This window comes from Bradyrhizobium sp. AZCC 2289 (assembly GCF_036924615.1).
Taxonomy (GTDB): Bacteria; Pseudomonadota; Alphaproteobacteria; order Rhizobiales; family Xanthobacteraceae; genus Bradyrhizobium.
Window position 1 is genome coordinate 365,125 of record NZ_JAZHRY010000001.1, and the last position, 25,659, is coordinate 390,783.

The window sequence follows — 25,659 nt, forward strand, 5'->3', positions numbered from 1 at the left end:
CAGGTTGCGGCCAGAACCGGGAGCAGAGCTTTCAGGGTTTTCGGCATCTGCGCGATCTCCCTCAGTTCGGCTCGCTGCCGCACGACAGCGGCATCGGCAGGCTGCCGCGCTTGGCAAATGACGGATCCGACGGCGCGGGCCGCGACGACAGCCACGCCGCGACCGCCTTGACGTCATCCTCGGTCAAAAGACCGGCAACGATCTGCATGCAATCGGGATCCTTGGCGGTTCGCGTGCCGTAGCGCCAGCCGCCGAGCTGCGCGCTGATGTAGCTGGCGCGCAAGCCCAGCAGACCGGGGATTGCCGGCTCCATGCCGCCGAAGGTCGGACTGTGGCAACCGGCGCAGGCCGGAACGCCGCGCTGCGGATCGCCATGGGTGGCAATCGCTTCGCCGCGCGCCAGAATGTCGTTGCTGACGGTGGGGATCGCGGGCGCCGGAAATGGCGGCCGCAACGAGGCAAAATGTTCGGCGATCTGCTTCAGATAGGCGTCGGGCAGAAACTCCAGCAGATAATTCATCGGCGGGTATTTGCGGCGCCCGTCCCTGAACGCCACCAGTTGATTGTAGAGGTACCCGGCCGGCTTGCCCGCAAGCCGCGGGAAATACACGTCGCTGGTGCCCTCGCCTGCGGCGCCGTGACACGACGCGCAGGCGAGAACCCGTGCCGCCATGGTGTCAGGCGCACGTTCAGCGGTCTGCGATTGCGCAGGCCCCCAGGCAAGCCCGATCAAGGTGAGAAAAGTGACAATTGGCAGAAAGCGATGCGTCACCGTCTTTCGCCCCAGCTCAATGACGAGGCTAAACTTTTCTCAAATCAGGCCGACGGAGGCAACGAAGCGCACGTTCGAAGTGGCGTAATTGATCTAGATCAATTATCTCTATTTGCGATAGACTTTTTCCGGGTCGAACAGCCGCTCGGCGTCGACAAATGACAATCGTGTGTCGTCGCCGTTGACCTTGCGATAGAAACACGACCGCCGTCCGGTGTGACAGGCAGCGCCGGTCTGCTCGACACGAATCCAGACCGCGTCCTGATCGCAATCCATCCGCATCTCGATCACGCGCTGGGTGTGACCTGAAGTCTCACCTTTTCTCCACAACCCCTTGCGCGACCGGCTGAAATACCAGGCCTCGCCGCTCGCGATCGTCTTGCGCAGGGCTTCGTCGTTCATATGCGCGACCATCAGCACGTCGCCGCTCGCAGCATCGGTGGCCACGCAGGTCACCAGACCCGACGCATCGAATTTGGGCTGGAATTCCAGCCCTTCCTCGCGATCATGGGAGTGTGCGGATATAGACACGGGTAGCCTCGCAAATTTTCAAGCGAGGTTACCGGTTCGGTCCTCGCACCATGGACAGGAAACGCGCCTGCTCCGCCGGATTGTCGCGGAACATGCCGGTAAAGCGGCTGGTGAACGTCATCGCGCCATGCTTGGCGACGCCGCGCACCGACATGCAGGTATGCTCCGCCTCGATCATGACCGCAACGCCGCGCGGTTTGAGAACTTCGTCGATCGCGGCGGCGATCTGGGCGGTCAGGTGCTCCTGGGTCTGCAGGCGGCGCGCAAAGATATCGGTGAGCCGCGCCAGCTTCGACAATCCCACCACCCGCTCGACCGGCGTATAGGCGATATGCGCCCTGCCATAGAACGGCATCATGTGATGTTCGCATTGCGAGGTGAATTCGATGTCGCGGATCAGGACGAAATCGTCATAGCCCGCGGTCTCGCCAAAGGTGCGGTCGAGCACCTCGGCCGGACACTGGTGATAACCCTGATAAAGTTCGTCGAAGGCTTCGACCACGCGGCGCGGCGTATCCAACAGACCCTCGCGCGCGGGGTTTTCGCCGATATAGCCGAGCAGCGTCTGCACCGCGTGCTCGGCCTCGGCCCGTGAGGGGCGCGGCTGATCGGCGCGGACGGCAGCCGCCAGAAATTCGGCAGGATCGAGTTCCGCCGGGCGGGTTTCCGGTGTCTTGGTGTCTGGCTTGTTGGGGCGGATAGATTTGATCAAGGCGTCCATGTCTTCTCCGTTCGACCGGTCGTTCAGACCGGAGTGTCACCGGGCAGACGGGGCAGCTTTGCCGCCGAACGCCTGAATCCCCTTATCCTAGCATCACACCAGCGGAATTGGCTTCCAATTAGGCCGCAGTGGCGACATGGCCGGACTGTATTTCCGCCATTGCCGTCCATATATAGGACGGTGAAACCCGGCAGCCAAGGGCGCCTCCGCCCGCGACCCGAGACCCCGATCTATGCTGAACGACATTTACAACAAGCGCATCATCGAACTGGCCGGCAATATCCCCCGTTTGGGCCGGCTTCCCGACCCCGACGCCAGCGCCACCGCCCACTCCAAATTGTGCGGCTCGACCGTCAAGATCGATCTCAAGATGGACGGGCCGGTGGTCACCGACTTCGCCCATGATGTGAAGGCCTGCGCGCTGGGACAAGCCTCCTCCTCGATCATGGCAAGCCACGTCGTGGGGTCATCGGCGGATGAGCTGCGCGAATTGCGCGAGACCGTGCGCAAGATGCTGAAGGAAAACGGCAAGCCGCCGCAAGGCAAGTGGGCCGACATCGCCCTGCTCGAGCCGGTCCGCGATTACAAGGCGCGCCACGCCTCGACCATGCTGACCTTCGACGCCGTGGTCGATGCGATCGGCCAGATCGAGGCCAAGGCGAAGCAGCCGGCTTCGGCACAGGGGTAGGCCCAGCCACACACCGTCGTTATGCCCGCCAACGGGCCGGCCGAACGGCGGCCCGATGACAGGCTCCAGCAGGTATCCAGTACGCCGGGAATTTTCGATTAAACACAGGCGCCGCGGCGTACTGGATCGCCCGCCTTCGCGGGCGATGACAGCACCGATGCGGTGAAACTTATTTCTGCGGCTGAACCGGGGCGGCCGCCGCCACACTGCCGGTCGGCACCGTCGCTTCAGCGGTCTTGGTCGACTTCGTCGCTTGCGGCAAAGCGTTGCCTTCGACCGCGTTGCTGACAAAACGATCCTGCGTGGGTTTGGATTTCAGTTCGGCAACCGGCACAGAAGCATTGTCGCGCGGCAGCACGTCAGCCACCGCATCGGTGGTCACGATATTGGTCAGCCGCAATTCGGTCGGCGACAATTCGTGCAAATCTTCCCAGGGCGGCACGCTCAGCGCGAGCGACAGCAAGTCACCGGCACCACCCATCTCAAACGTGTATTTGGCGAGACGGCCGATATCGCGCTCCACGATCATCATATCTTGCGCGGTATAGCTTGCTGCCTTGGCGTCGTCGGCGCGGTCGCCCATCCAGATCTGGTGCACGCGGACATGCGCGTCTTCAGGCACGTAGCGGGTCTTGCCCGACAACAGCAGGAACACGCACATCGACTCGCAATAGGCCTCCGGTACCACGCTTGGGCGACCGCCCTGCGGCGTCTGGTTCACGACGCTGACGCCGACCGTCGTCGATGCACCGAGACCGCGGAACCTGCGGCCGAGCGTAATGGAATCGTTGACCGAACCGCCTGAGGAATCGAGCACGATGGTGGCGCCGCCAAGCTGGCGGCCGCGCGCGAAATCCTCGAAATCCTTGGGACTGTCCGCGGTGACGATGCCAACGGCCGAGACCCAGCCCTTGCAGTTCGGCTGGCACGCGACCCATTTGAAGTGCATCGGTAGTTTGCGTTCTTCGAGGGTGACGCCGGCCTGCGCCGAATTGCCCAGCGTCGCGACGGAGCCGGGCAATGCGATACAAAGGGCGGCGGCGCCGAGGAGCGTCAGGCCGCGAAAGCGAAGCGACGTCACAAACCTCAATTTGATTCCTTCCCCCAAGGCTCGAGTGTGAGCAGCGGCAATGGCCCAATTTCAACGCCACATGATTCTGTCATTGAAGCGTTATCGAAACGGTAATCGTGCTGACCTGTGCCGTCCATAGTACCTTTGCTGCATCGCCCCCAAACCTTTGGATAATTTTGAACTGTGGCGTAAATATCTGCGAGCGCTCGGTTCCCAGCGTTGGAACCCCCGCAGAGTTACGGATATTGTTCCGACCGGGTACCCCCATGAAGCATTCGTTCTCACATTCATCTTCATGCATAGAATGTGCCGGTACGGTTCGGCGTCTGCCGCGCAATGCCGGCCGCGCGCTGATCTGGGTTTACCGGCACACGCTGTCGCCACTGGTCGGATACAACTGCCGGCATTTGCCGACCTGCTCGGTCTACGGCGACGAGGCGATCGAACGGTTCGGATTGTGGGGCGGCGGATGGATGACACTGGCGCGGCTATTGCGCTGTCAGCCCTGGGGCACCTCCGGCATTGACAACGTGCCGCTGGCGCGGCCGCCGGGCGCGCGTTGGTACCTGCCGTGGAAATACGGACGCTGGCGCGGCGTCAACGCGGCGTAGAATCTACTGCGGCGCTTCCAAGCGTCGCGCGCATTGCTGCCACACGGGAACTTTGGTTCCACAATCGCATTGATTTGATGCTTCCGCAGGGAGGACACCAACAATGCGCTGGAAAATCAGCCACCACGGTCATGACCCCAGACAGATCGATCTCCTGGCCGTGCTCGCGCTCCTGATCATCATCGTCGCCGCCTACCACTATTTCGGCGGCCACCCCGAACCGTCGAGCCCAACGGCCTTCATCGAGCCCAGCCAGAGCGTGCGATGGTGAACGCGCTATTCGCGAGAGGCTTTTAACGCCCGAACCAGAAGAAGCCGCCTCTGGGCTGCGGCTGGACCGGCGCCGGCGGACGAGGCACTCGTGCGCGCGGCGCGCGCGGCGGCGGAGGCTCATCGGTCGATGACGTCGCTTCCGGGCTGGCGGTGCCGTCGTCGGGCAATCTGATCGACAATAACAGGTTCGATTCATGCGAGCGCCAGCGATAGCCGATGCCGAAATCCATCGGCTGTGCTCGCCCGAACAGTTCGGCGTAGGATTCCTGATACCTGCCCGGGAATTCGGCGATCGGGCCGGCATAACGGCCGAACGGGAAGAACCGCCATTTCTTCGGGCTGTAATAGGCGAGCGGAATTCCGGAATCGTCCTGAATGATCGTGGCGCTGTTGGCGAGAATGTAGTCGCGCACGGTGCTAAAGTTGCCGGAGTGCAAAAGATACGACGCGCTCTTGAGCAGGCTGTTGCCAGGCGCCAGCGTCGAGCAGAATTTCAGGAAGCCCGAAGCCCTGACGCCGGAATTGGAAAGGTCGGTCGAGAAATAATACAGCGTCCGTTCCACGCCATCGCTGCCCGCGAAGATGATGCGCGCACCACGCACCGCATTCGCTCCCGGATTTTCGTCGCCGAAATACGCCGCGCCGTTGTTGTCGAGCGCGACCGGACTGACGCTGCGGATGGTCTTGCCCGAGCGCGCCAGGAACACATAGAGGATCGGCAGGGTGCCGCTGATCTGGCCGGCGTGCAGATCGACCTTCATCTGCTTGGTGATGAAGAAGGAAAAGCTCAGGATCGAGCCGAGCGAACGCTCGACATTGTAGAGCGCGGCACCAACGCCGCCGCGCGGCAGTCTGGTCAGATCGGGCACCGAGCCCGGCGGCTCAAGCGCGCTCAGCACATAGGTCGTCGCCTTGGAATAGAACGCGTCGGCGTAGAGGAAGTCCGGGCCTGAGAACATGTAGAACATGGTCGGCTTCGGCGCCGCCAGATTGGCATCGGCCCAGGCGCGGATTTTCGACAGCTGGCGCTGTTCGAGCTGCGCGAAAGCCGCATCGAAGAATTTGGCGTGCCGCTGCCAGGAAGGATCCCTGGTCAACGGCGTCAGCGGCGAGTCGGCGGAAGGCTGCATGCCCGCAAGAAATTTCGCGGTATCGTCGGCGGTTACGGTATCGGCAGCGCGCGCGGGCAAGGCTGCCGCGAACAACATCGCAGCAGCCAGCGCCAAGCCTCTTCGAGACCAAAGCCTGTTCATTCGCGACCCGGAACTGCGGCCGCAGGGAGAGCTTCCCGCTTGCGGAAAATAGCGTAAATCAACAGGCCTGAAATCATGATCAAAATACCAAGCGCCGACTGCAGCGGGCGTTCCGTCAAAAGATAGTACATCATGAAGCCGGTCACGAGCAGGAAAACCACAGGGGTGAACGGGTATCCCCAGGCGCGGTACGGTCGCTTCAGGCCGGGATGAGTGATGCGCAGCTTGATCACGCCAAGCACGGTGAAGAATGAACAAAACAGCAGCGCGAACTGGATGAAATCGAGCACCTTCTCGAAACTGCGCGTGAACAGCATCAGGCTCGCGACCGTGAGTTGGAACAGGATGGCATAGGCCGGCGCGCCGCCAGTCGATCGCCGCGCGAACATATGCAGCACCGGAATATCCTCGCCCATGGTCATCATGACCCGCGGCCCGATCCACATCATCGCGCTGATCGAGGAGATCAGCCCGATGCAGATCATCGCGCTGACGATGCCGCCGCCGATCTCGCCGAAGATGTAGCTGCCGGAGATCCGGGCGACGTCGAGTTGGCCGGCCAGTTTGTCGATCGGCGCGGTGTGCAGGAACACCGCGTTGAGCGCGACGTACAGGATCAGCACGATCAGCGTCCCCGCCAGCATCGCGCGCGGCAGGTTCCGCTCCGGCAGATGCATCTCGCCGATGATGTAGGTCGCTGCATTCCAGCCCGAGAACGAATACATCACGAACACCAGGCTGATGGCGAACGGCGCGCTGACGATCTGCGAGAGCGACGCGGACGACGGCGCAAACGACACCGGCTGCGGGGTACCGATCACAAATCCGGCCACCAGGAAGGCAATGATCAGCAGCACCTTGAGGACGGTCGCGATCAACTGAAAGGTGCTGGAGTGCCTGACGCCGGTGAGCTGGACCAGCGACACCAGCCAGACGACGCCGATGGCGAGCGCCAGCGGCGGGGCATCGGGAAAGACCGATTTGCCGTATTCCCCGAAGGCCATCGCGGCGAGCGCGACGGGTGCCGCGAAACCGACCGTCGCCGACACCCAGCCCGCCAGGAAGCCGAACGCCGGATGGTAGGCCCGGCTGAGAAAATTATACTCGCCGCTCGAGCGCGGAAACATCGCGCCGAGCTCGCCGTAGGAAAACACCCCGCACAGCGCGACCACGCCGCCGACGGTCCACAGCAACAGGATCGAAAAACCGGAGGGGATGTCCTTGACCTGAAAGCCGAGGCTGGTGAAGACGCCGACGCCTACCATGTCGGCCACGACGATAGCCGCCGCTACCAGCACCGAAACGGTCGGGCCGCCGCCGGGCAGCGGGCGGGGCCATGCCGCGCTTCCCGTTTCTGATGCCGCCATGTCGCACCGTACCTTCAGCGCCGCACGCCTGAACTTGTGTATGGTGCAGGCTGGCGTCCCTCAATTCAAGCAGCGTTAACAATGATTTAAATCGATAGATGTTTTTGGTATCTAAATACCTAAAACGAAATCAGGGTTCACCGTGGCACTACGGCGTTTGCGAAAACATGATGGCAGCCCCACAATCGCGACACGATTGTGTGGCCTCTTTTGGGGGTTCCGGATGGGGAGTTTGTTCCGGAAGCTTAACGTCGCCTAAACACTAGCGGACATACGCCGGTCGCCGGTGGATCTTGGGGCAGTGGGTGGATGGTCGGGGCAAAACCGAAATTCCAAATACGTGACCGCGCGAACCGGGTGACATCACCGGGCGCGCGGCCGCATGTCCGGCCCCTGCGATGGCGCTGGGTCGCGATTGCCTCTGTCTTTGTCCCGCTATCGCTCGTCCTGGTTCAATGCGGCAAGGCGCCCAGCGCCGGCCTCTTGGCCGCCAACACGCCGGCTTCGTCGGGCGATAGCTTCGTCGACCGCTTCCCGACGCCGCAGTTCAACGATCGCTTCCCGACCGCCAGCGAAAGCCTGGTGCAGCGGCAAGTCGCCCTCGCCCGGCCGCAGCGCACGGTACGAACCGAGCCGGTCAGGGTTGCGTCGCTGACGCCGACGATCACGCTTCCAAAGCCGTCCGAACGTGAGGAACTGACCACGCTGGTCAGCATGAAGTCCTCCGCATTCCCCTATTTCGGCAACAATCCGCGCTCCGAGGCGCCGTTCCTCAATATCAGCAAGGGCGATCGCCGCGGCCACCGCGCCTATAATGGCCGGGTCTACTGGCAGGACGAGACCTACAACGATAACCGCGTGCTGGTGCACGTCCCCGAGACGTTCGACGTCCGCAAGCCCGGCGTGATCGTGGTGTTCTTCCACGGCAATGGCGCGACGCTGGAGCGTGACGTGCGCGATCGGCAAATGGTGCCGCAGCAGATCTCGGACTCCGGCGTCAATGCCGTGCTGCTGGCGCCCCAGTTCGCAGTCGATGCCCCCGATTCCAGCGCCGGCAAGTTCTGGCAGCCGGGGGGCTTCAAACGCTTCATGGATGAATCCGCCGGCCAACTCGCCCGCCTTACCGGCGATCCCAGCTCGGCCAAGGCGTTCGCCAGCATGCCGATCGTCATCGTCGGCTATAGCGGCGGGTTCCTGCCGACCGCCTGGAGCCTCGAAGTCGGCGGCGTCACGGGCCGCGTCCGCGGCGTGTTCCTGCTCGATGCCGTCTACGGCGAATTGGACAAGTTCGCTTCCTGGATCGAGAACAACCGGTCCGGTTTCTTCGTCAGCTCCTACACCCGTTACACCAAGCGGCATGACCGCGAATTGATGGAGATGCTGCGCAACAAGGGCATCACCGTCACCGAAAACATGGATGCCCCGTTGCGGCCGGGCAGCGTCGTGTTCGTGCAGACGCGCGATGGCGTCACCCATCGCGATTACGTCACCCAAGCCTGGACCGAGAACCCGGTCAAGGAAGTGCTGGTCAAGATGGCGCCGGCACTGACCAGAATCGCGAGCGCGCCTTCGCCTGCGGGCCAATAGAAGGCGGCTCAGCGCCGTCATATGGCGCCCGCCTTCTCATCATACCACTCGTCGAAAATGTAATGTTGATGGCCGCGCGATTTCGCCCCGCGCGCATTGTTCGACACCTATCCGCGCCATACGGTGCTTGCATTGCATGAGTTGACAGCTTCTGGGGACGGAAATTGCAGGAAGGCTTATACAAGGTTGAATTTCATACTGTTCATGGGACCGGCAGCGGCGTGATTTATGCCGTCAACGGCAAGCTTCGGGGTGGCAATTCTGCGTTCGCCTTCATCGGCAATTACGCCGACAAGAGCGACGGCATTCACGTCAAGATATCGACGCAACGCCACAATCCCGATCCTGCATTCAAGCCGCTGTTCGGAACCGACATGATCACGCTGACGCTGAAGGGAACCGCCAATGGCGACATGGTCGACTTCGAAGGCACCGCGCTGCAATTGCCCGGCGTCACCTTCAAGGCGGTGCTGACGCGGATTTCGGATTAGACCCGTTTCGGCCTGGTCAGGATCACCATCGTCAGCGCCAGTGCAACAAAGACCGCCGCGACATAACCCGCGGCATGCACGAGGTCGCGTGCGTACAGCAAACCGCCGACCGCGGAACCGACGGCCTGTCCGACATAGAGCACCGATGTATTGAGCGACACCGAAGCGGACGCGAGTGAGGGCGCGGCGCCGACCAGCCGCACCTGCTGCATCGAATTGGTGGACGCAAAGCCCAGCCCCCAGATCGCCACCGATGCTGCCATCAGCGGATAAATGCCGGCGCTGAGCGCCCAGCCGGTCACGCCCAGCAGCATCAGCACCGTGAACAGCACCGAGGTCTTCCAGGCTCCCCAGGAATCGACAATGCGGGTTGCGATCGCAATGCCGATGAAGCCGAAGATTCCGTAGCAGGCAAACACCAGCCCGATGGCGTCGGGCCCCGCCCCCGTCAGCTTCGCCAACAGCGGTCCCATGAAGGTGAACACCACGAACTGGCCGGACATCTGCAGCGTCGTGATCGACAGCAAGAGCATGATCATCCGGTTGCGCCCGACATCGGTCCAGGTCTTGAGATCGACGGGTGCGCCGACCAGACCGCGCGGCAAACGCCAGATCAGCAGCAGGAAACTCACGCAGCCCATCACGCCAATGCCGCCATAGACGGTGCGCCAGCCGTAGCGGCTGGCGACCAACGTAATCAGCGGCAGACCGATCGCGGCTGCCAGCGACCAGCCGAGAAAGATGTAGGCGATGGTGCTGCCGCGCCTTTCCACCGGCACGATCAGGGCCGCCGTCCCGGCCGCCTGCGGCGTATAGAGCGCGCCGACCGCCAGCATGATCAAACGGATGATCAGCAGGCTCGTGTAGTCGGGTGCGAAGGCGGAAGCCGCATTGGTGAGCGCGAGCACCGCAAGCGTCGCCGTCAGCAGACTGCGGCGCTCGATCCGACTGGTCAGCCACGCCGTCACCGGCGAGCCGACGCACAGCATGATCGCGCCAAAGGTGATCAGCAGACCCGCGGTGCGGATGCTGACGTCGAGACCGCCGGACAATTCGACGAGCATGCCCGCCGGCGCCAGGACGGAGCAGCCGGTGACGATATTTCCAAGCATCAATGCGGTGGGAGCGAAGCGGCGGACGAAAAAATCGGGCGGTTTCTTCATGCATGTGCATGTAGGTCGTGCGCATGGAAATGAAAGGCGCGAAACCTGCTGCGATGCTACGATTCGCCGCAAACCGATTTCTATTGCTGTCCCCGCAAATTATCGGCGCATAATAAATCTATTTCAGGTTGTATAAATTTGGGAGCTTCGCGATGCCACAGAAAAAGCAAAATCTCCGCCGCTACATTATTATGAGCAGTGAAGGCTATTTGGGCGCGTCACTCACCGCTGACAACTTCAAACCGAGCGCCAACATGGTCGCGGTTGCCCCCCCCGGAGGCCGTGACGGCTCCGCAGATGCGGGTGCTCGACTCGCTGCACGAAAACGGGCCGAAGCTCGTTGAAATGCCGCCGGAAGGCGAACTAAGTCTGCGTCTTAGCGTCCCCGGACTGAAAATCGTACCCGAGGTATTTTACCATCGCCAGTGGGAACGTTTCAAAATCCACCAGCGCCCCTCAAAGCCCGCGGCCAAGAAGGCCAAGAAGGCCGTGAAAAAGGCCGGTGGCCGCGCGATGAAGGTAGCGAAAGCGGCCGTTGCCTCTGCGAGTTTTACCGTCTCGGTAACCGACGCTTCCAGCGGCGCCGCGATAAAGGGCGCTCAGATCGTTGCGTTCACGGATTTCGCGTCGCGCCAGGGCGCGAGTGCTATGACGGGCGCAAACGGAAGCGCAATCCTGAACGGCCTCTCGCCAAGCCGAAAACTCGAACGCGTTTATGTTTACGCGCCGGCAGGCTCGTGGGGGTATTTCACGACCGGCACCACAGGCGCGCAGATATCGAAAATCAAGCTGGCGAAAATTGTCGTCACCGATCCCTCGCTGCCGCTGACCCAACTTTACGGTTCATTGCCTGCGAATGCCGGTGATGGCGTCACCGTCGGGATCGTCGATAGCGGTGTCGATGGTACGCATCCCGACCTGAAGAATGTGTCGGGCGGGCTCAATTGCGTCGGTGACGAAACCCGCGGCAATCCCGCGGCGGCCCAGAATTGGCGGCCTGCGCTGAGCGAAGGCGAACACGGTACTCATGTTGCAGGCATCGTCGGCGGCAAAGGATCGACGAGCGGTTTCCGCGGGGTAGCGCCTCGCGTCACCTTGCGAAGTTACCGTGTATTCCCAGATGCCGGTGGCGGCGCAAGTAATTTCGACATCGCCAAGGCGATCGATACGGCCGTTGCAGACAAATGCGACATCATCAATATGAGCCTCGGCGGCGGTCCGAAGGACGACCTTACACTTTTGGCGATTGACCGCGCGCTCAACGCCGGTGTCGTCGTCGTCGTGGCGGCCGGGAACGACAACCGAAAGCCTGTGTCCTTCCCCGCGGCGTTTCCGGAATGCGTTGCGGTATCCGCCATGGGGCGGGTCGGGTCGTTCCCCAAAAACGCGATCGGAACCGGCAGTATCGCTCCACCGAAGGGAAATCCGTCAATCAAGGACTTTATTGCCGATTTCAGCAATTTCGGATCCGAAATCGACACCACCGGCCCCGGGGTCGAGATCGTATCGACGCTACCTGGAACCGGTCACGGTTCGATGAGCGGAACATCGATGGCGTCGCCGGCGGTGGCGGGATTTGCGGCCTATTTGCTCGCCAAGGATCCAACTTTGAAACAAAAAGTCGGGGCCGCCCGTTCCCGGGCACTGAAGGACGTCTTATATGCGGCTTGCAAGCCTGAGAATTTCGGCCGTGACTATGAAGGGTTCGGACTCCCGACACCCTAGCCCGAAGTTTGCTCGTGTCGTCAGGAGAGACTTGAGTCAGTGCAGTGGGTTAGGGTGGGAATGATCCTGTGATTGTGTCCATGTAAGGGGATTCCCAAATCGGCGAGGATATGATTCGATTCGGGCATGTTCATCGAGATGGTGCCCAATCGAGACTCTCCGCCTGCGGTGTTGCTGCGGGAGAGTTATCGCGACGAGCAAGGCCGTTCGCAGAAGCGGACGTTGGCCAATCTCAGCAAGCTGCCGCGTGATATGATCGATACGTTGAAGGCGGTGCTGAAGGGCGGAACGGTCATCGGCACTGGTCCGCAGGAACTGGAAGTCGAGCGCTCATTGCCGCACGGCCATGTTGCGGCGGCGCTTGGAATGATCCGCAAGATTGGCCTCGACCGGTTGATTCTGGGTGCGGCGAAGGATCCGGCCTCGCGACGCTGCTGCGATCTCGTTGTCGCCATGGTGGTTGATCGGTTGATTGCGCCACGATCGAAGCTGGGCTTTGTCCGCGCGATCGATGAGGAGACGGCGGTATCGAGTCTGGGCGCGGTCTTGCACCTTGGCCGGGTCAAGGAGCGGGAGGCCTATGAGGCGCTGGATTGGCTGCTCGAACGTCAGGGCCGCGTCGAAAATGGCTTGGCGCGGCGGCATCTCGAAGACGGCGTGCTGGTCCTCTATGACGTCAGCTCATCTTACTTCGAGGGCCCGCTGCTGCCCGCTGGCGCGCTATGGCCACAGCCGGGATCACCGCAAGGACCGGCCGCAAATTGTCTATGGGCTGCTCTGCACACGCGAGGGACTGCCGATCGCCGTGGAGGTGTTCGACGGCAACACCGCGGATCCCTCAACCTTGAGCGCGCAGATCGAGAAGGTGAAGGATCGCTTCAGGATCAGTCGTCTGGTGCTGGTCGGAGATCGCGGCATGATCACCTCGGCCCGCATTCGCGACGAACTTAGGCCCGCGAATCTCGATTGGATCACCTGCCTGCGTGCACCGGCGGTGCAGGCGCTGGCCGCGGAAAATGGGCCGTTACAGCTGTCGTTGTTCGATGATCGCGATCTCGCCGAAATCAGCGCGCCGGACATGTTCCCAGGCGAACGGCTGATCGCGTGCCGCAATCACGACCTCGCCGCCGAACGGGCGCGCAAGCGTGAGGACTTGTTAGCAGTGACTGAACGCGAACTGGCCCGGATCGAAGCCAAGGTCCGGCGCAGGAACGCTCCCTTGCGTGACGCTGCCGAAATAGGTCTGGCGGTCGGCGCGGTTCTTAACAAAAGAAAGATGGCCAAGCACTTCGTCGTTACGATCCGCGATGGTCATCTCTCCTGGCATAGACGGCTCGATCAGATCGAGGCAGAGGCGCGCCTCGACGGCATCTATGTGATCCGAACCAGCATGCCTGCCGAGCATCTGAATGCCGCAGAAGCAGTTCAGGCCTACAAGGATCTCTCGCACGTCGAACGGGCATTCCGATCCCTGAAGAGCGTCGATCTGGAAATCCGGCCGATCCGTCATTGGACCGCGGACAGGGTGCGGGCTCATGTCTTCCTGTGCATGCTCGCCTACCATGTCGAGTGGCTCCTACGGGAGGCCCTAGCGCCGCTGTTGTTCCACGACACCGATCTGGCAGCAGCCAAAGCGGAGCGAACTTCTCCAGTTGCGGCCACCGCACCGTCAGACGTCGTCAAGGTCAAGAAGACAACCAGGCGATCGGCAGACGGTCAGCGCGTCATGAGCTTCGGTGACCTCATTGCGCATCTCGGAACACTCGCTCGCAACACCATGCACGTGCCCGCGCGCCCCAAGCACCGCTTTACCCTTCACTCCAAACCAACCGCCCTCCAGGAGGCGGCCTTCGATCTGCTCGGGCTCAATCCCGTTCGTGTCCAGTAACCGAGTAGCCTCGCGGACGAATGATCAAACCGCATCAGATACTTATGCGATTCATGGGTGAAAACTTCGGCCTAGCAGTTGACCCCGAATGTCCGCGGGCAGAGCAGGATCGCTGTCCATGGCTGAACGCACTGTCGTCTTCCGCGCCGACCCCAATTCGGAGTCGTCGGATAAGGTCGCCTCGCGGCTGAGGGCGGAAGGCGTCGAGATCGTGGAAGAGCAGCCGAATATGCTGCTGGTCACCGGCGCCAAGCAAACGATCAGCAAGGCGCTCGCGGAGGGGTGGAGGCTGACGGCCGAGACCAAGACCCCTCCCCCGAGCACGCGCGAAAAAGTCCTGAAGCCGCCATCCGAATAGAGCGTTTTCAAGCGAAGTGGAAATCGGAAAGAAAACGCGTCAATACAAGAATCTGGAGCTTCGGTTCTAGTTCAATCAGAACCGATCAAGCTCTAGGCTATTTCGCAGCAGCGTCGCGCGCCCCGATGGTCTGCAAGCTGTGAAGGGAGCTGCCGTGAAAGGAGCCGTGGGCTTTGCCGGCGGACAGGTCGCCAGCAGACTGTCCAGCGCGCCGGCCAGTCCTTCGCTGGAGAATGTCGCGGTATGCGCGAGCCGGTGCCCGTCCAGCGTCTGCGACGTTTCGGTGAAATTGAATTGCGGCACATCGGCCAGCGATTGAAGCGAAGCCCTGTTCATGCGCACGCCCCAGATTTCAAAGCCCTGCGCCTTGAGAGGGGGCGATTTGAAGTACAGCGAGGTCGCACCGCCGTTGGAAATCAGGACCGTTGGAAAAGCCGACGAAGTGGCTGCCGGACGCTGGAAATCGAGTTCGAACTGGTCGGTGCTGACACAGAACAGCCGCCATTGCGACAGGCGATAGGATTTATCGCCGTCGTCCTTCTGGGTGGCGACCTTGCGCACCGTGCTGCGGCCGATGTTTTCAAATATCCACGGTGTTTCCACCCGTTCGCGACGGTCGATGCCGAAGCGGATGATCTCCTCGCGGGTCAGGGCATGAATGTCCTCGAACTTCACGGTGCTTGTGAGGCTGAGCAATCCGATATCGACGCCCATCCTGACAATATAGCTCGCAACCATGCGGTCGGCGCGCTCGTGCCCGCGTTCAGTCGCGGCGGCGCGCATCTCCCGGGTCGGCGTAGCGAGGCCGCTGAAATGCACCACCACTTTCGGCGAATGGACCGCCAGCACCGCATCGGGGGCAATCTCGCGCGTGGTCGCGCCCAGCATCAGATAGGGGCACGCCGAGTTGCACGTCGCACCGCGGGTCCAGAGTTCGCCGTGGAGTTCGCGGCCGGATTGCTTCAGCTTGAGGCAGACGTCGCTGTCCTGCGCCTCGAAGCCGCACTCCCTCACCACCGTGCGCGCCACCCGGGCGGTGACGGGCTTTTCACGCAGCATGCCGCCCATCGCCAGCGCCTGGTCCAGATTGCCGCCGGGCGAGGAGAAATAGATCGGCAGGTTGCGGCCCCTGACCTTCTGGAAGAATTTCCGGAAGCGCGGCGCCGCGGCTGAATCGACCTGTCCCTCGACCGCGATCCAGCTGTCGCAGCCGCGGCCGCACGCATCCGGCGCGCCCTTGGCAACATAGAAGGTCATCGGCGCCGTCGGCGCGACGCGGGGTGCCGGCCGCGCGATAGGCACTGGCCGCGCGGTGGGCGCGGGCCGCGCCGTGGCGGGCGCCGGTTGTGCGGTGGGAACAGCCGGCACAGGTCCGCAAGCGAGGAAAAGAACTGCGGCCGGAAAAATGCGGAAGGTCATGAAGGATGGCGCGTTCAATATAATCCCGGGGGAAATCGAATAGGTTCGAAAAGGCTAACAAGCCGACGCTACCAAGTCCGTGCAACGGCAACCAGTGGCTGCATGAAATTTGTTGCATCGAGATATCGTGGCCACAGCACGTCGCGGATGTCTGGTCCGCCATCAGGATTTCCGATGTCAGCGCCGTTACCGGCCTTTTGTATCATCTCCGCGTTGGTTGCGTGGGGCAGCCGGCACGTTCGACCCAACGCCGTTGGCCGCCCATTTTCTTGATATTGCCGGATTGCAGGAGCCGAATCCCCTGCTATACCGCTGCTTCCCGCTTACCTGCGCTCGTTCGCAGGAGTGAGCTAAAGGAGACGAAAATGCCTGACAGCAGTTCCCCCGCATCTGGATTCCAATATGGCCTTGCGAATTTGAAACCGGCCGAACCCCAGATGAAAGTCGCGATCACCTTCCCCGACGGCGCGACCCGCGAACTCCCGTTAGGCATCACCGGTTTCGATATCGCCAAGGGCATCTCGCCGTCGCTGGCCAAGCGAACGGTGGCGATGGCGCTCAACGGCGTGGTCGCCGATCTCAACGATCCGATCGCGCACGATGCCAAAATCGAATTCATCAACCGCGACGATGCGCGCGCGCTGGAACTGATCCGGCATGACGCGGCGCATGTGCTGGCCGAAGCCGTGCAATCCTTGTGGCCGGGCACGCAGGTCACCATCGGCCCCGTGATCGAGAACGGTTTTTACTACGACTTCTTCCGCAACGAGCCGTTCACGCCGGAAGATTTTGCTGCGATCGAAAAGAAGATGCGCGAGATCGTCGCGCGCGACAAACCCTTCACCAAGGAGGTTTGGGATCGCGAAAAGACAAAGCAGGTGTTCCGCGACAAGGGCGAGGCCTTCAAGGTCGAACTGGTCGACGCCATTCCCGGCAACGAGCCGATCAAGATCTACTTCCAGGGCGACTGGTTCGATCTCTGCCGCGGCCCGCACATGACGTCGACCGGCAAGGTCGGCAACGCCTTCAAGCTGATGAAGGTGGCGGGCGCCTATTGGCGCGGCGACAGCAACAATCCGATGCTGACGCGCATCTACGGCACCGCGTTTGCGAAGCAGGAAGACCTCGACCTTTACCTCAAACAGATCGAGGAAGCCGAGAAGCGCGACCACCGAAAGCTCGGCCGCGAGCTCGACCTGTTCCATTTCCAGGAAGAAGGCCCGGGCGTGGTGTTCTGGCACGCCAAGGGCTGGACCATCTTCCAGGCGTTGATCGCCTATATGCGTCGGCGGCTGACCGGCGATTACAGCGAGGTCAACGCGCCGCAGATTCTCGACAAGGCGCTGTGGGAAACCTCAGGCCATTGGGAATGGTATCGCGAGAACATGTTCGCCGCGCAATCCGCCGGCGACGAGGCCGAGGACAAGCGCTGGTTTGCGTTGAAGCCGATGAACTGCCCCGGCCATGTGCAGATCTTCAAGCACGGCCTGAAGAGCTACCGCGACCTGCCCTTGCGCTTGGCGGAATTCGGCGTGGTGCATCGCTATGAGCCGTCCGGCGCGATGCATGGCCTCATGCGCGTGCGCGGCTTTACCCAAGACGACGCGCATGTGTTCTGCACCGAGGCGCAACTCGCCGACGAGTGCCTGAAGATCAACGATCTGATCCTGTCGACCTACGCCGATTTCGGCTTCGAGGGCGAACTCACGGTGAAACTGTCGACGCGGCCGGAGAAGCGCGTCGGCACCGACGAGATGTGGGACCATGCCGAGCGCGTGATGGCGACCGTGCTCTCGGAGATCGCCGCGAAGAGCCACAATCAAAGCATCAAGACCGCGATCAATCCCGGCGAAGGCGCGTTCTACGGGCCGAAGTTCGAATATGTGCTGCGGGACGCCATCGGCCGCGACTGGCAGTGCGGCACGACCCAGGTCGACTTCAACCTGCCGGAACGGTTCGGCGCGTTCTACATCGACGCCGACGGCTCGAAGAAAGCCCCGGTCATGGTGCATCGGGCGATCTGCGGCTCGATGGAGCGTTTCATCGGCATTTTGATCGAGCATTTTGCCGGCAACTTCCCGCTCTGGCTGGCGCCCGTGCAGGCCGTCGTGACGACGATCACCTCCGAAGGCGACGAATACGCCAAGGTGGTCGCCGCCGCCGCGCGACGCGCCGGGCTGCGCGTCGAGATCGACCTGCGCAACGAGAAGATCAACTACAAGGTCCGCGAGCATTCGCTGGCAAAGATCCCGGCGCTGCTGGTGGTCGGCAAGAAGGAAGCCGAAAGCCACTCGGTTTCCATCCGCCGTCTCGGCAGCGAAGGCCAGAAGGTGATGCCGACCGACGAGGCGATCGCCGCTTTGGTCGAGGAAGCGACGCCGCCGGACGTGAAGCGGGCCCGGTTGGAGACCTGATGGCCGACGAACAGGAACTGCCGGCCTATCCGATCAGGGCTTACCAGTTGATCCCGGATCCCAATCAGCCGACCGTGGTTGCGCTGGCCATCGAAACGGATCAAGGCCATAGCCTGTTTTTGGCCACGCGGGAGATTCTGGAGGATCTCGGCAAGGATCTTTTGGAGCGAGCGGCAAGGATGCCATTCAAACGGCATCAAACCTAGCCGCCGTCAGTTCTGCAATCGCATCCACCCTGCCGGATCAATCTCACTCGGCAGCGACGGTCCGGTGAGTTTAGACTCCCTCGCTTGCCAATGTCGTCCTTCCACCCGATATATCCGGGGGCGCCGCCTTGCGGCGCCCGATCAAGGAAGACCCATGCCCGACGCCATCGAACTCCTCAAAACCCGCCGCTCGATGAAACCACGCGAGATGACGGCGCCCGGTCCCTCGCCTGCCGAACTCGATACCATCCTCACCATCGGTGCCCGGGTGCCCGATCACGGCAAGCTGGCGCCCTGGCGCTTCATCGTGTTCGAAGGCGACGCCCGCGGCCGTGCCGGCGATGTCATCGCAAGGGTGTTCGCCAGAAAAAATCCGGGCGCGCCGGCCGCCGATATCGAGGTCGAGAAACACCGGCTCACCGACGCTCCGCTGGTGGTCGGCGTGGTCAGCTTTACCAAACCGCATCCAAAAGTGCCGCCGTGGGAACAGGAACTGTCGGCGGGCGCCAGCGCGATGAACATCGTTACCGCGGCGACCGCGCTCGGCTACGGCGCATGCTGGCTGACCGGCTGGTTCGTGTTCGATCGCGACGTGCTCGACGGGCTCGGATTGAAGGCGGACGAAAAGCTCGCCGGCCTGATCCATATCGGCACGCCGACCAAGCCGAGCGAAGACCGCCCGCGCCCGGCGCTGTCGGATATCGTGACGCGGTTTTGATTCAGCGCCTTACGCGGCCGCATTCGACGCCCGCGTACCAAATCCGGCCAGCAACGCTTCGATCTCGCCCGCGGGCCGTGCCGCGCTGAACAGAAAGCCCTGCACCTCGTTGCAGCCTTCGGCCCGCAGCCAGTCCAGCTGATCGACGGTCTCGACGCCCTCGGCGGTGGTGGTGATGTTCAGGCTGCGGCCAAGGCCTGAAATCGCCCTGACGATGGCGACGCAGTCGCTGCGGCGCGCAAGATCCTTCACGAACGAGCGGTCGATCTTGATCTTGTCGAACGGAAAGCTGCGCAGATAGCTCAGGCTGGAATAGCCGGTGCCGAAATCGTCCATCGAGATGCTGACGCCGAGTTCGCGGAGCTGATGCAGGATCGCGAGGTTGGCTTCGGTCTCGGCGAGGAATACCGATTCGGTGATTTCCAGTTCCAGCCGCCGCGGCGACAAGCCGGAATGCGCCAACGCCGAAATCACCGCCTGAACCAGATTGCGGCCGCGAAACTGCACCGGCGACAGGTTGACGGCGACCTTGACGTCGGCGGGCCAATTGATCGCTTCGGAGCAAGCCTGCCGCAACACCCACTCGCCGAGCGGGATGATCAGTCCGATGTCCTCGGCGACCGGAATGAACTCCGCCGGCGAGACCATGCCGTTGTCCGGATGGCGCCAGCGCAACAGCGATTCAAACCCGCTGATCCGGTCGGCTGCGATATCGACCAGCGGCTGATAGTGAAGTTCGAACTCGCCATTGGCAGAGGCCCGGCGCAGATCGCGCTCCATGTCGCGGCGCGTCTGCGCCTGCCGGTCCATCTCGCGCTCGAAGAAGCGATGGACGCCGCCGCCGTCCGACTTCGCCCGGTACAGCGCCATGTCGGCGTTGCGCATCAACTCCTCCGACGTCGCGCCGTCGCCCGGCGACAATGCGATGCCGATGCTGGCGCCGACGACGACCTCGATGCCGTCGATGTCATAGCAGGCGCTCAGCACGGCGATCAGCCGGTCGGCAAAATCGCTGGCCTCGTTCGGCGAGACGTCGGACACCAGCACGATCGCGAATTCGTCGCCGCCCAGCCGGGCCGCCAGATTATCGCCGCGAACCTCGGACCTCAGCCGCTCGGCGACCTGCTTCAACAGGCGGTCGCCGATCGGATGGCCAAAACTGTCGTTGACGTTCTTGAACAGGTCGAGATCGACGCACAGTACCGCCACCCGCTTGTTGCCGGGCTGGCTGCGTTCCAGCGCCTGGCGCAGGCGATCCTGATAGAAATCGCGGTTCGGCAGATTGGTCAGGCCGTCATGATGGGCCATGTGGGCGATCCGCGCCTCGGCCTTGCGGCGCTCGGTGATATCGACCGCGGCCACCAGATAGCCGTCGCGCCCGTCGAACACCACCCGCCGTCCGAAAGTCAACACATGGACCTCGCTGCCGTCGGCCCGGATATGCCGCCAGTCGCGGGCGGATTGATAGACTTCGCCGATCTCCCGCAGCGCCTCGCTGTGGGATGCCCATTCATCTTCCGGCCAGATCTGCTGCAGCTTCATGCCGAGGAATGTCTCGCGGCGATAGCCGTAATGTTGCACCGCCGCGTCGTTGACGCTGAGGAACTTCGTGGTCTCGGCATCGAACACCCACATCGGCATCGGGTTGTTGTCGAACAGCAGCCGGAACGAGACTTCGCGCCGCTTGATCGCCGTGACATCGGATACCGTCAGCGACAGCATGTCGCCGAAGGCGGTTGCGCCCAATTTCAGACAGCGATCATCGCTGTCGATTTCGAATTGCCCGCCACAGCCATTGCCGATGATGTCGCGCAACCGTTCGATCACCTCCGGCGATCCCAGCAGGTTTCCGCCGCTGCCGAGCCGGCGCCACAACAGCTCGGTCGAGGGCTGCTTGAGCAGCCGCGATGCGCCCTGATTGAGATGGACGATCTGGAAATCGAACGGCTGTCCGCTTGCATCGCGAATCGCCGCCAGCGACAACACCCCTTCGTCGGTTGCCGAGAAGATCGTATCCAGCAGATTATACTGCGTGTCGCGCTCGTTGACGTAAGCGCCGATCAGCGTGCCGCCCCAGCGCGAAGACGTCGGCATCGCCAGCACGTCGTAGGTCTTGACCAGCCCGTCGCGCACGCAATGGGCGGCGGCGAGATAGGGACGCCCGTTCGCAAGCGCGCTTGACGCGGCTTCGCCCAGCGCCGTCGCGCAATCCGGCGGCAGCGCGCTCAAGGGAATGTCCCAGCGATCGTCGTTGAGCCATTGCTGAACGTAACGGCCGGTGTGCGATACGCAGAGCGTTTCGTCGTGATCCCGGAGCAGCGCGATATGATCGGCCAGCCGACCTAGGCTGCCGAGCATCACGTCTTCATACCGCGGCAGTCTTTCGCCCGGGCGTAACGCGGCTAGCCATTTGCGTTGCAGGACCGGGACATCACCGAACATCACGGTATTGAATTTTCCGGACGACTTCTTCGCCGCAATCATGACTGTCCCCGCAACCCCAACGCTTATCGGATCGCATCCAATTCCGTCGGGCTTAAGGGGGTGTAAAAATTGCGCGCGCGGTACGCCAGTGCGGCGATTATGACAGTTTTTAGTCATGCGATGGTTAGTGCCCGTTAGCAACTATGACAGCGGCTGAAACGCCGAGCGATCAGCAAATCCAGATACAAATCCACGATCTCGCGGCGCGATGCGCCCGAGTCTTGCTTTTCGTTTGCCGCACCCGGAAATCAGAGGGCGCAGGGAAAGCCGGGTGCGCGCTGCACCCGCGGTCTCGTGTGCAATTTGCACAAGAAATTGCGCACACGAGCATACAGGTTCAGCGGAGAACATCCGGCCTTCCCTGCGCAATGGGTTACGGCTTATAACGCGCTCTTCCCGGTGAGCCGTGCTCTGTTGCCACCGTCGCCCGCGAGATAATTCCCGCGAACTTGACGCCAGCTTTCGGGCGCCAGAACCACACGTCTTCGCCGTCCGCGCAGTTTGCGTTCGTCTTCCGCAAGCTTCGCGTCCACCGCATCCCACCGCGCGTTCGTGACGACTCGCGATCCGCCCCTCTTATCGGGTGAGACGGGCAGATTCATGCCGCTGATTTGCCCGACGGCGAAAGCGAAATATTTTTGATTCTTGGGCTTGACAGAATTTCGGAAAATCCGAAGTGATTTGCCCGTCGGGTTGATTTGTCGCACGCGGGTCGCGAGATTGTGCTTGCGTGCGAGCCGACCCAGTCAGCGTTTCGCATTCAGCCCCGAGGCCCGATCGGAACCCGACCTAAGGACTCGCGCAACCACTCAGAAAGCAGAAAGCCACTTCTTAAGGTCATCTTCAGGATTAGGTTGGCAGCTACCGGGCCAACCAGAGCGAGACGTGCGCAACGACATCACCTAGTACGCGGGTTCGAAACTCCATTAGACTGCGCCCATGACAAGTGTTGCCGAACCCATTTTGCGGGAGAAGCTTGCGGAGCTGCAAGCCCAGGCTCGTAAGGCGTGGAGCGGACTTGAACGCGAAGCCGTCATTGAAATCGTCCGCTCCGCTGACTATGCGGCCTATATTATCCATAGCTCGTCCGGCGACGAGTCTTTGGACGAGCTGCGGCTGATCCTTAATAGTGTCGCGCCCACGCTTGCCACCTTTCTGCCCTTGATGAAAGGGGGCAAGGGACTGCCCTTTGGCCCAGCCACACCTCAAATTGCCGACTGGATCGACTCAATGCTCATCGAGTTCGGCAAGCTAGCTCGATTGCAGCGCTTTGCCGCCATGGAGCGATATGGCTTGTCACGAAGCGAAATGGTCGATGCGGCAACGATGCGGTTGGAGATGCAGGCCGGTGTGGCGGAGCTGATGGACCGGCATGCTGCGCGTTGGTTGAACGGCGAGACCATGCGCCGCGTTGGGTTTATGCAGGGTCCGCCACCATGGAAGGCCTGCTCGACGCGACTTCCAGTGTGCATGACGGATGGTTTGTCAGTTACGAGGGTCATCACGACCTCATCGAAACTTACCGTCAACGCGCGATGGTTGAAGTTCTTGGTTGCGTCGAAGCCGAAGCGTTGCCTCACGAAGCCATGATCGGTGGCAGGCCATTTGCGGAATGGCGTGCGGTTTGTGTGGCCGCGCTTGGTCGGGTGTTCAATCACGTCGCCTACGCCTCACGTCTCAGGGCGCGTTTCCCGCTCTGTCGATCCGAAACCTGCTGACGGTGCCCGTGCTACAGAGCGATGCCCGAGCTGTCTGGATCGAAGCGGGAGACCGCCCGGAACATGCGAACGATACGATCTCCCACTTGGCCCTGGATGCACAGTCCGTCGGACCCTGGCAGCTCCACCATGAGATTCCTGCTCCTTTTTATGTGGATGTTGGCGGGGGGTGGTAACTTCTTCCGTTGTTCGGCGGGCTCCTCAACCCAATCTGCGGCCTTGTCCGTACGCTGCGCCTTAGGCACACCCGCGATTGGGACAAAGTCGTTGATCAGCGCGAACTGTATTTCCGCAGAGACATCAAGAACCAATTCGACGAGCCACGCTTTCTCGTGCCGGATCATGGCATGACGCTACGCCGCAAGGATGGAAGCCATATCACCGACGCGGATGCGGCGATCCTTGATCGGGAGACCGGCTCGCTTGCCCTGGTTCAATTGAAGTGGCCGGACATATTCGGCCTGTCGCCAAAGGAGCGCGAAAGCCGGCGACTCAATCTGCTCAAGGCCAACGAATGGGTCGATCGCACCTCCGGCTGGATCGCGGACCGAAATGCCAAACAGGTTGCGAAGGCCCTAGGCATCGGAGATGGAGCTTCGGAATTACGACATCCGATACTCATGGTCATTCCGCGCTATACGGCCAAGTTCACGCTGAACGACCGTCTCGATGACCGTGCCTGTTGGGTCGCGTGGCCTGAAGTCGCTCGTATGCGGATCGAACAAAAGCAAACTGCCGATCCTCTGACTGAATTGGGGCGCGAGTTCAAGGGCGGCGGGACTTTAGCGTCGTATGATCGCCCCGAAGACATCACCTACAAACTTCGTGACCTGGATGTATGCCTGTCGGTTTTATGAGCGCGTCCGGTTTCACCGGATCGGCTCTCCTAAACCGAGCCGTGTGCGTCTCGGCCATCGGCCGGCTTCGATCCTCGCGTAATCATGTGTCCCTCGAATTACGACGACAGTGCACTCAATTGACCCGTTGCACCTTCGCAGGCATCACACGTTATGGCTCGTCGCGCCCGTAGTTCGAGCCGCACCTCTCACCAAGAACGGTTTTTCTTACCGCGCGACGACCTCGACTTCGCCGTCGACGCCGTTGACGACGTTGAAGGGCCGCTCGAACACCTTGCCCTCGTTCTTGGCGATGGCGCGGTATTCGCCTTCCGACAACACCACGCGCGGAAACGCGCCGATCGATTCCTTGATGACGTCGCCGCCCGGCGTGATCACCGACCAAGCGGTGTTCGCCAGCGCCTCGCCGCCCTTGTCGCTGACCAGTTTCAGCGTAATCACCGCGGCGCGATGGGTGACGATCACGTCGGTGAGCTTGCCGGCCTGAACGCGGATATCCGAACGCACCACGGAATTGGCGTCGCCGTAGTTGGAGACGATGTAGTAGGTCCCTTCCGGCAGCAGCGCGACATCGCCGGCCGCGACGTTGGGCACCAGCGCACCGCGCTCGGAGGTTTCGAACTGGCTGCCCTTGAAGATCGCGAACGAAATCTGGTTCTGCGGGATCTTCGACGTGCCGACACGGCCCTCGATGCGCAGTCCGCCGGCCGGCAGCACGAAGGATTCGCGGTCGGTCTCCGACTTCAGACTCACCGTGCGCACCGCGCTAACGAGGCCAAGCGCGACGTGAACGACATAGTTGCCCGGCGGCAGCACGATGTTCGGCGTCGCGCCGCGCTCCTCGCGGATCAATTTGAAGGTGCCGGTGTCGTCGGGCTTGTCGGCGAATACCCGCCACACCAACCCGCTGTTGATGACCGGCAGATCCTTGCCGTAACGCGCCGTCAGCGACAGCACCGCCTGGCCCGCGGTGGGCGCCCCCGGCGGCGGCACCACCGGCGGGACGGTGGCGATCGACGGCTGCACGATGGTCGGTTGCGTCAACGGCGCGGGCAGGCTCGGGATCGATGCCGGCCCGGAGGGCGGCGCCAGGTTCATCGCCGCACCCGACGGCGCATCCGGAACCGAGGCCGGCGGCACCGGCGGCGGGCGGTCGCTGAACATCTGGGCTGAGCCTGAGGCCGGAATCAGCAGCGCGGTCGCAAGCGCCAGCGCCGGGAAAAGCCGCCCGGCCCGCCTGTATCCACCGATACCGTTACCCCGCGAAGTCATGGCCATGCTTTTCACTGAAAACGCGGCAAATTCAAGCCTCCAGACCCGACTAAGGCAGGTCCGCCTTGGAA

The 25,659-nt window shown here is 62.1% G+C and carries 22 protein-coding genes and 1 pseudogene; 13 read left to right on the plus strand and 10 right to left on the minus strand.

The features are described from left to right. Window positions 1–61 precede the first annotated feature (61 nt). The 3 genes from V1289_RS01925 to folE all read right to left on the minus strand — a co-directional run bounded on the left by V1289_RS01925 (window position 62) and on the right by folE (window position 2,024). Window positions 62–673 carry a c-type cytochrome gene (locus V1289_RS01925; RefSeq protein ID WP_442896159.1) on the minus strand — a complete coding sequence of 204 codons (612 nt, stop codon included), beginning with the start codon at window positions 671–673 and terminating at the stop codon, window positions 62–64. 207 nt (window positions 674–880) lie between these two features. After that, window positions 881–1,297 carry a phosphoribosyl-AMP cyclohydrolase gene (hisI, locus tag V1289_RS01930; protein WP_334407218.1) on the minus strand — a complete coding sequence of 139 codons (417 nt, stop codon included), beginning with the start codon at window positions 1,295–1,297 and terminating at the stop codon, window positions 881–883. 34 nt (window positions 1,298–1,331) lie between these two features. Continuing rightward, window positions 1,332–2,024, minus strand: a complete 693-nt coding sequence (gene folE / locus V1289_RS01935) for a GTP cyclohydrolase I FolE (protein WP_334395401.1) — start codon at window positions 2,022–2,024, stop codon at window positions 1,332–1,334. A gap of 232 nt (window positions 2,025–2,256) precedes the next feature. Between folE and V1289_RS01940 the strand changes: the two genes are divergently transcribed. Beyond that, window positions 2,257–2,712, plus strand: a complete 456-nt coding sequence (locus V1289_RS01940; protein ID WP_074275379.1) for an iron-sulfur cluster assembly scaffold protein — start codon at window positions 2,257–2,259, stop codon at window positions 2,710–2,712. A 169-nt stretch (window positions 2,713–2,881) separates the two neighbouring features. On the opposite strand, the gene V1289_RS01945 is transcribed toward V1289_RS01940, so the two are convergent. Then, on the minus strand, window positions 2,882–3,802 hold the full coding sequence (locus V1289_RS01945; RefSeq protein WP_334395402.1) for a hypothetical protein: 921 nt from the start codon (window positions 3,800–3,802) through the stop codon (window positions 2,882–2,884). A gap of 248 nt (window positions 3,803–4,050) precedes the next feature. Here V1289_RS01945 and yidD point away from each other — a divergent pair, with 248 nt between their 5' ends. Next, entirely contained in the window at window positions 4,051–4,395 is a 345-nt protein-coding gene (gene yidD, locus V1289_RS01950) for a membrane protein insertion efficiency factor YidD (protein ID WP_309177734.1), read from the plus strand. Window positions 4,396–4,498: 103 nt separating this feature from the next. Continuing rightward, the gene (locus V1289_RS01955; protein WP_334395403.1) at window positions 4,499–4,666 is read left to right on the plus strand and encodes a hypothetical protein; all 168 of its coding nucleotides are present in this window, start codon (window positions 4,499–4,501) and stop codon (window positions 4,664–4,666) included. A gap of 22 nt (window positions 4,667–4,688) precedes the next feature. Here V1289_RS01955 and V1289_RS01960 read toward each other — a convergent pair whose 3' ends face one another. Both V1289_RS01960 and V1289_RS01965 read right to left on the minus strand, forming a co-directional pair. Next, on the minus strand, window positions 4,689–5,876 hold the full coding sequence (locus V1289_RS01960; RefSeq protein WP_334407220.1) for a hypothetical protein: 1,188 nt from the start codon (window positions 5,874–5,876) through the stop codon (window positions 4,689–4,691). Between the two features lie 41 nt (window positions 5,877–5,917). Continuing rightward, a complete protein-coding gene (locus V1289_RS01965; RefSeq protein ID WP_334395404.1) occupies window positions 5,918–7,288 on the minus strand; it encodes an APC family permease in 1,371 nt (456 codons plus the stop codon). 309 nt (window positions 7,289–7,597) lie between these two features. Here V1289_RS01965 and V1289_RS01970 point away from each other — a divergent pair, with 309 nt between their 5' ends. Next, entirely contained in the window at window positions 7,598–8,875 is a 1,278-nt protein-coding gene (locus tag V1289_RS01970) for an alpha/beta hydrolase (RefSeq protein ID WP_334395405.1), read from the plus strand. A 164-nt stretch (window positions 8,876–9,039) separates the two neighbouring features. After that, window positions 9,040–9,366: a GrlR family regulatory protein gene (locus V1289_RS01975; protein ID WP_309177739.1), complete on the plus strand. Its 327-nt coding sequence runs from the start codon at window positions 9,040–9,042 to the stop codon at window positions 9,364–9,366. On the opposite strand, the gene V1289_RS01980 is transcribed toward V1289_RS01975, so the two are convergent. After that, a complete protein-coding gene (locus tag V1289_RS01980; RefSeq protein ID WP_334395406.1) occupies window positions 9,363–10,529 on the minus strand; it encodes an MFS transporter in 1,167 nt (388 codons plus the stop codon). The genes V1289_RS01975 and V1289_RS01980 overlap by 4 nt on opposite strands. Before the next feature lie 282 nt (window positions 10,530–10,811). Here V1289_RS01980 and V1289_RS01985 point away from each other — a divergent pair, with 282 nt between their 5' ends. From V1289_RS01985 to V1289_RS02000, 3 genes and pseudogenes are all read left to right on the plus strand, one after another. After that, complete coding sequence (locus V1289_RS01985; protein ID WP_334395407.1) at window positions 10,812–12,254, plus strand: S8 family peptidase; 1,443 nt, start codon at window positions 10,812–10,814, stop codon at window positions 12,252–12,254. A 126-nt stretch (window positions 12,255–12,380) separates the two neighbouring features. Next, window positions 12,381–14,142: pseudogene (locus V1289_RS01995) on the plus strand (IS1634 family transposase). Between the two features lie 118 nt (window positions 14,143–14,260). Continuing rightward, window positions 14,261–14,500, plus strand: a complete 240-nt coding sequence (locus tag V1289_RS02000) for a hypothetical protein (protein ID WP_309177742.1) — start codon at window positions 14,261–14,263, stop codon at window positions 14,498–14,500. Between the two features lie 75 nt (window positions 14,501–14,575). On the opposite strand, the gene V1289_RS02005 is transcribed toward V1289_RS02000, so the two are convergent. Further along, on the minus strand, window positions 14,576–15,757 hold the full coding sequence (locus V1289_RS02005) for a hypothetical protein (protein WP_334395410.1): 1,182 nt from the start codon (window positions 15,755–15,757) through the stop codon (window positions 14,576–14,578). 527 nt (window positions 15,758–16,284) lie between these two features. Here V1289_RS02005 and thrS point away from each other — a divergent pair. The 3 genes from thrS (at window position 16,285) to V1289_RS02020 (ending at window position 19,257) form a co-directional block, all read left to right on the plus strand. Next, window positions 16,285–18,333 (plus strand): threonine--tRNA ligase, encoded by a 2,049-nt coding sequence (gene thrS, locus V1289_RS02010; RefSeq protein WP_334395411.1) that lies wholly within the window; start codon window positions 16,285–16,287, stop codon window positions 18,331–18,333. Beyond that, window positions 18,333–18,539 carry a hypothetical protein gene (locus V1289_RS02015; RefSeq protein ID WP_334395412.1) on the plus strand — a complete coding sequence of 69 codons (207 nt, stop codon included), beginning with the start codon at window positions 18,333–18,335 and terminating at the stop codon, window positions 18,537–18,539. The genes thrS and V1289_RS02015 overlap by 1 nt, the downstream gene beginning before the upstream one ends. Window positions 18,540–18,693: 154 nt before the next feature. Continuing rightward, window positions 18,694–19,257, plus strand: coding sequence for a nitroreductase family protein (locus V1289_RS02020; RefSeq protein WP_334395413.1), 564 nt, complete (start codon window positions 18,694–18,696; stop codon window positions 19,255–19,257). A 9-nt stretch (window positions 19,258–19,266) separates the two neighbouring features. On the opposite strand, the gene V1289_RS02025 is transcribed toward V1289_RS02020, so the two are convergent. Continuing rightward, window positions 19,267–21,741 (minus strand): putative bifunctional diguanylate cyclase/phosphodiesterase, encoded by a 2,475-nt coding sequence (locus tag V1289_RS02025; protein WP_334395414.1) that lies wholly within the window; start codon window positions 21,739–21,741, stop codon window positions 19,267–19,269. 939 nt (window positions 21,742–22,680) lie between these two features. Between V1289_RS02025 and V1289_RS02030 the strand changes: the two genes are divergently transcribed. Together V1289_RS02030 and V1289_RS02035 are read left to right on the plus strand one after the other, a co-directional pair. Further along, window positions 22,681–23,331 carry a hypothetical protein gene (locus tag V1289_RS02030; RefSeq protein WP_334395415.1) on the plus strand — a complete coding sequence of 217 codons (651 nt, stop codon included), beginning with the start codon at window positions 22,681–22,683 and terminating at the stop codon, window positions 23,329–23,331. Window positions 23,332–23,644: 313 nt separating this feature from the next. Beyond that, window positions 23,645–24,316, plus strand: coding sequence for a hypothetical protein (locus tag V1289_RS02035; protein ID WP_334395416.1), 672 nt, complete (start codon window positions 23,645–23,647; stop codon window positions 24,314–24,316). Between the two features lie 207 nt (window positions 24,317–24,523). Here V1289_RS02035 and V1289_RS02040 read toward each other — a convergent pair whose 3' ends face one another. Beyond that, window positions 24,524–25,588 (minus strand): hypothetical protein, encoded by a 1,065-nt coding sequence (locus tag V1289_RS02040; RefSeq protein WP_334395417.1) that lies wholly within the window; start codon window positions 25,586–25,588, stop codon window positions 24,524–24,526. Window positions 25,589–25,659 lie beyond the last annotated feature (71 nt).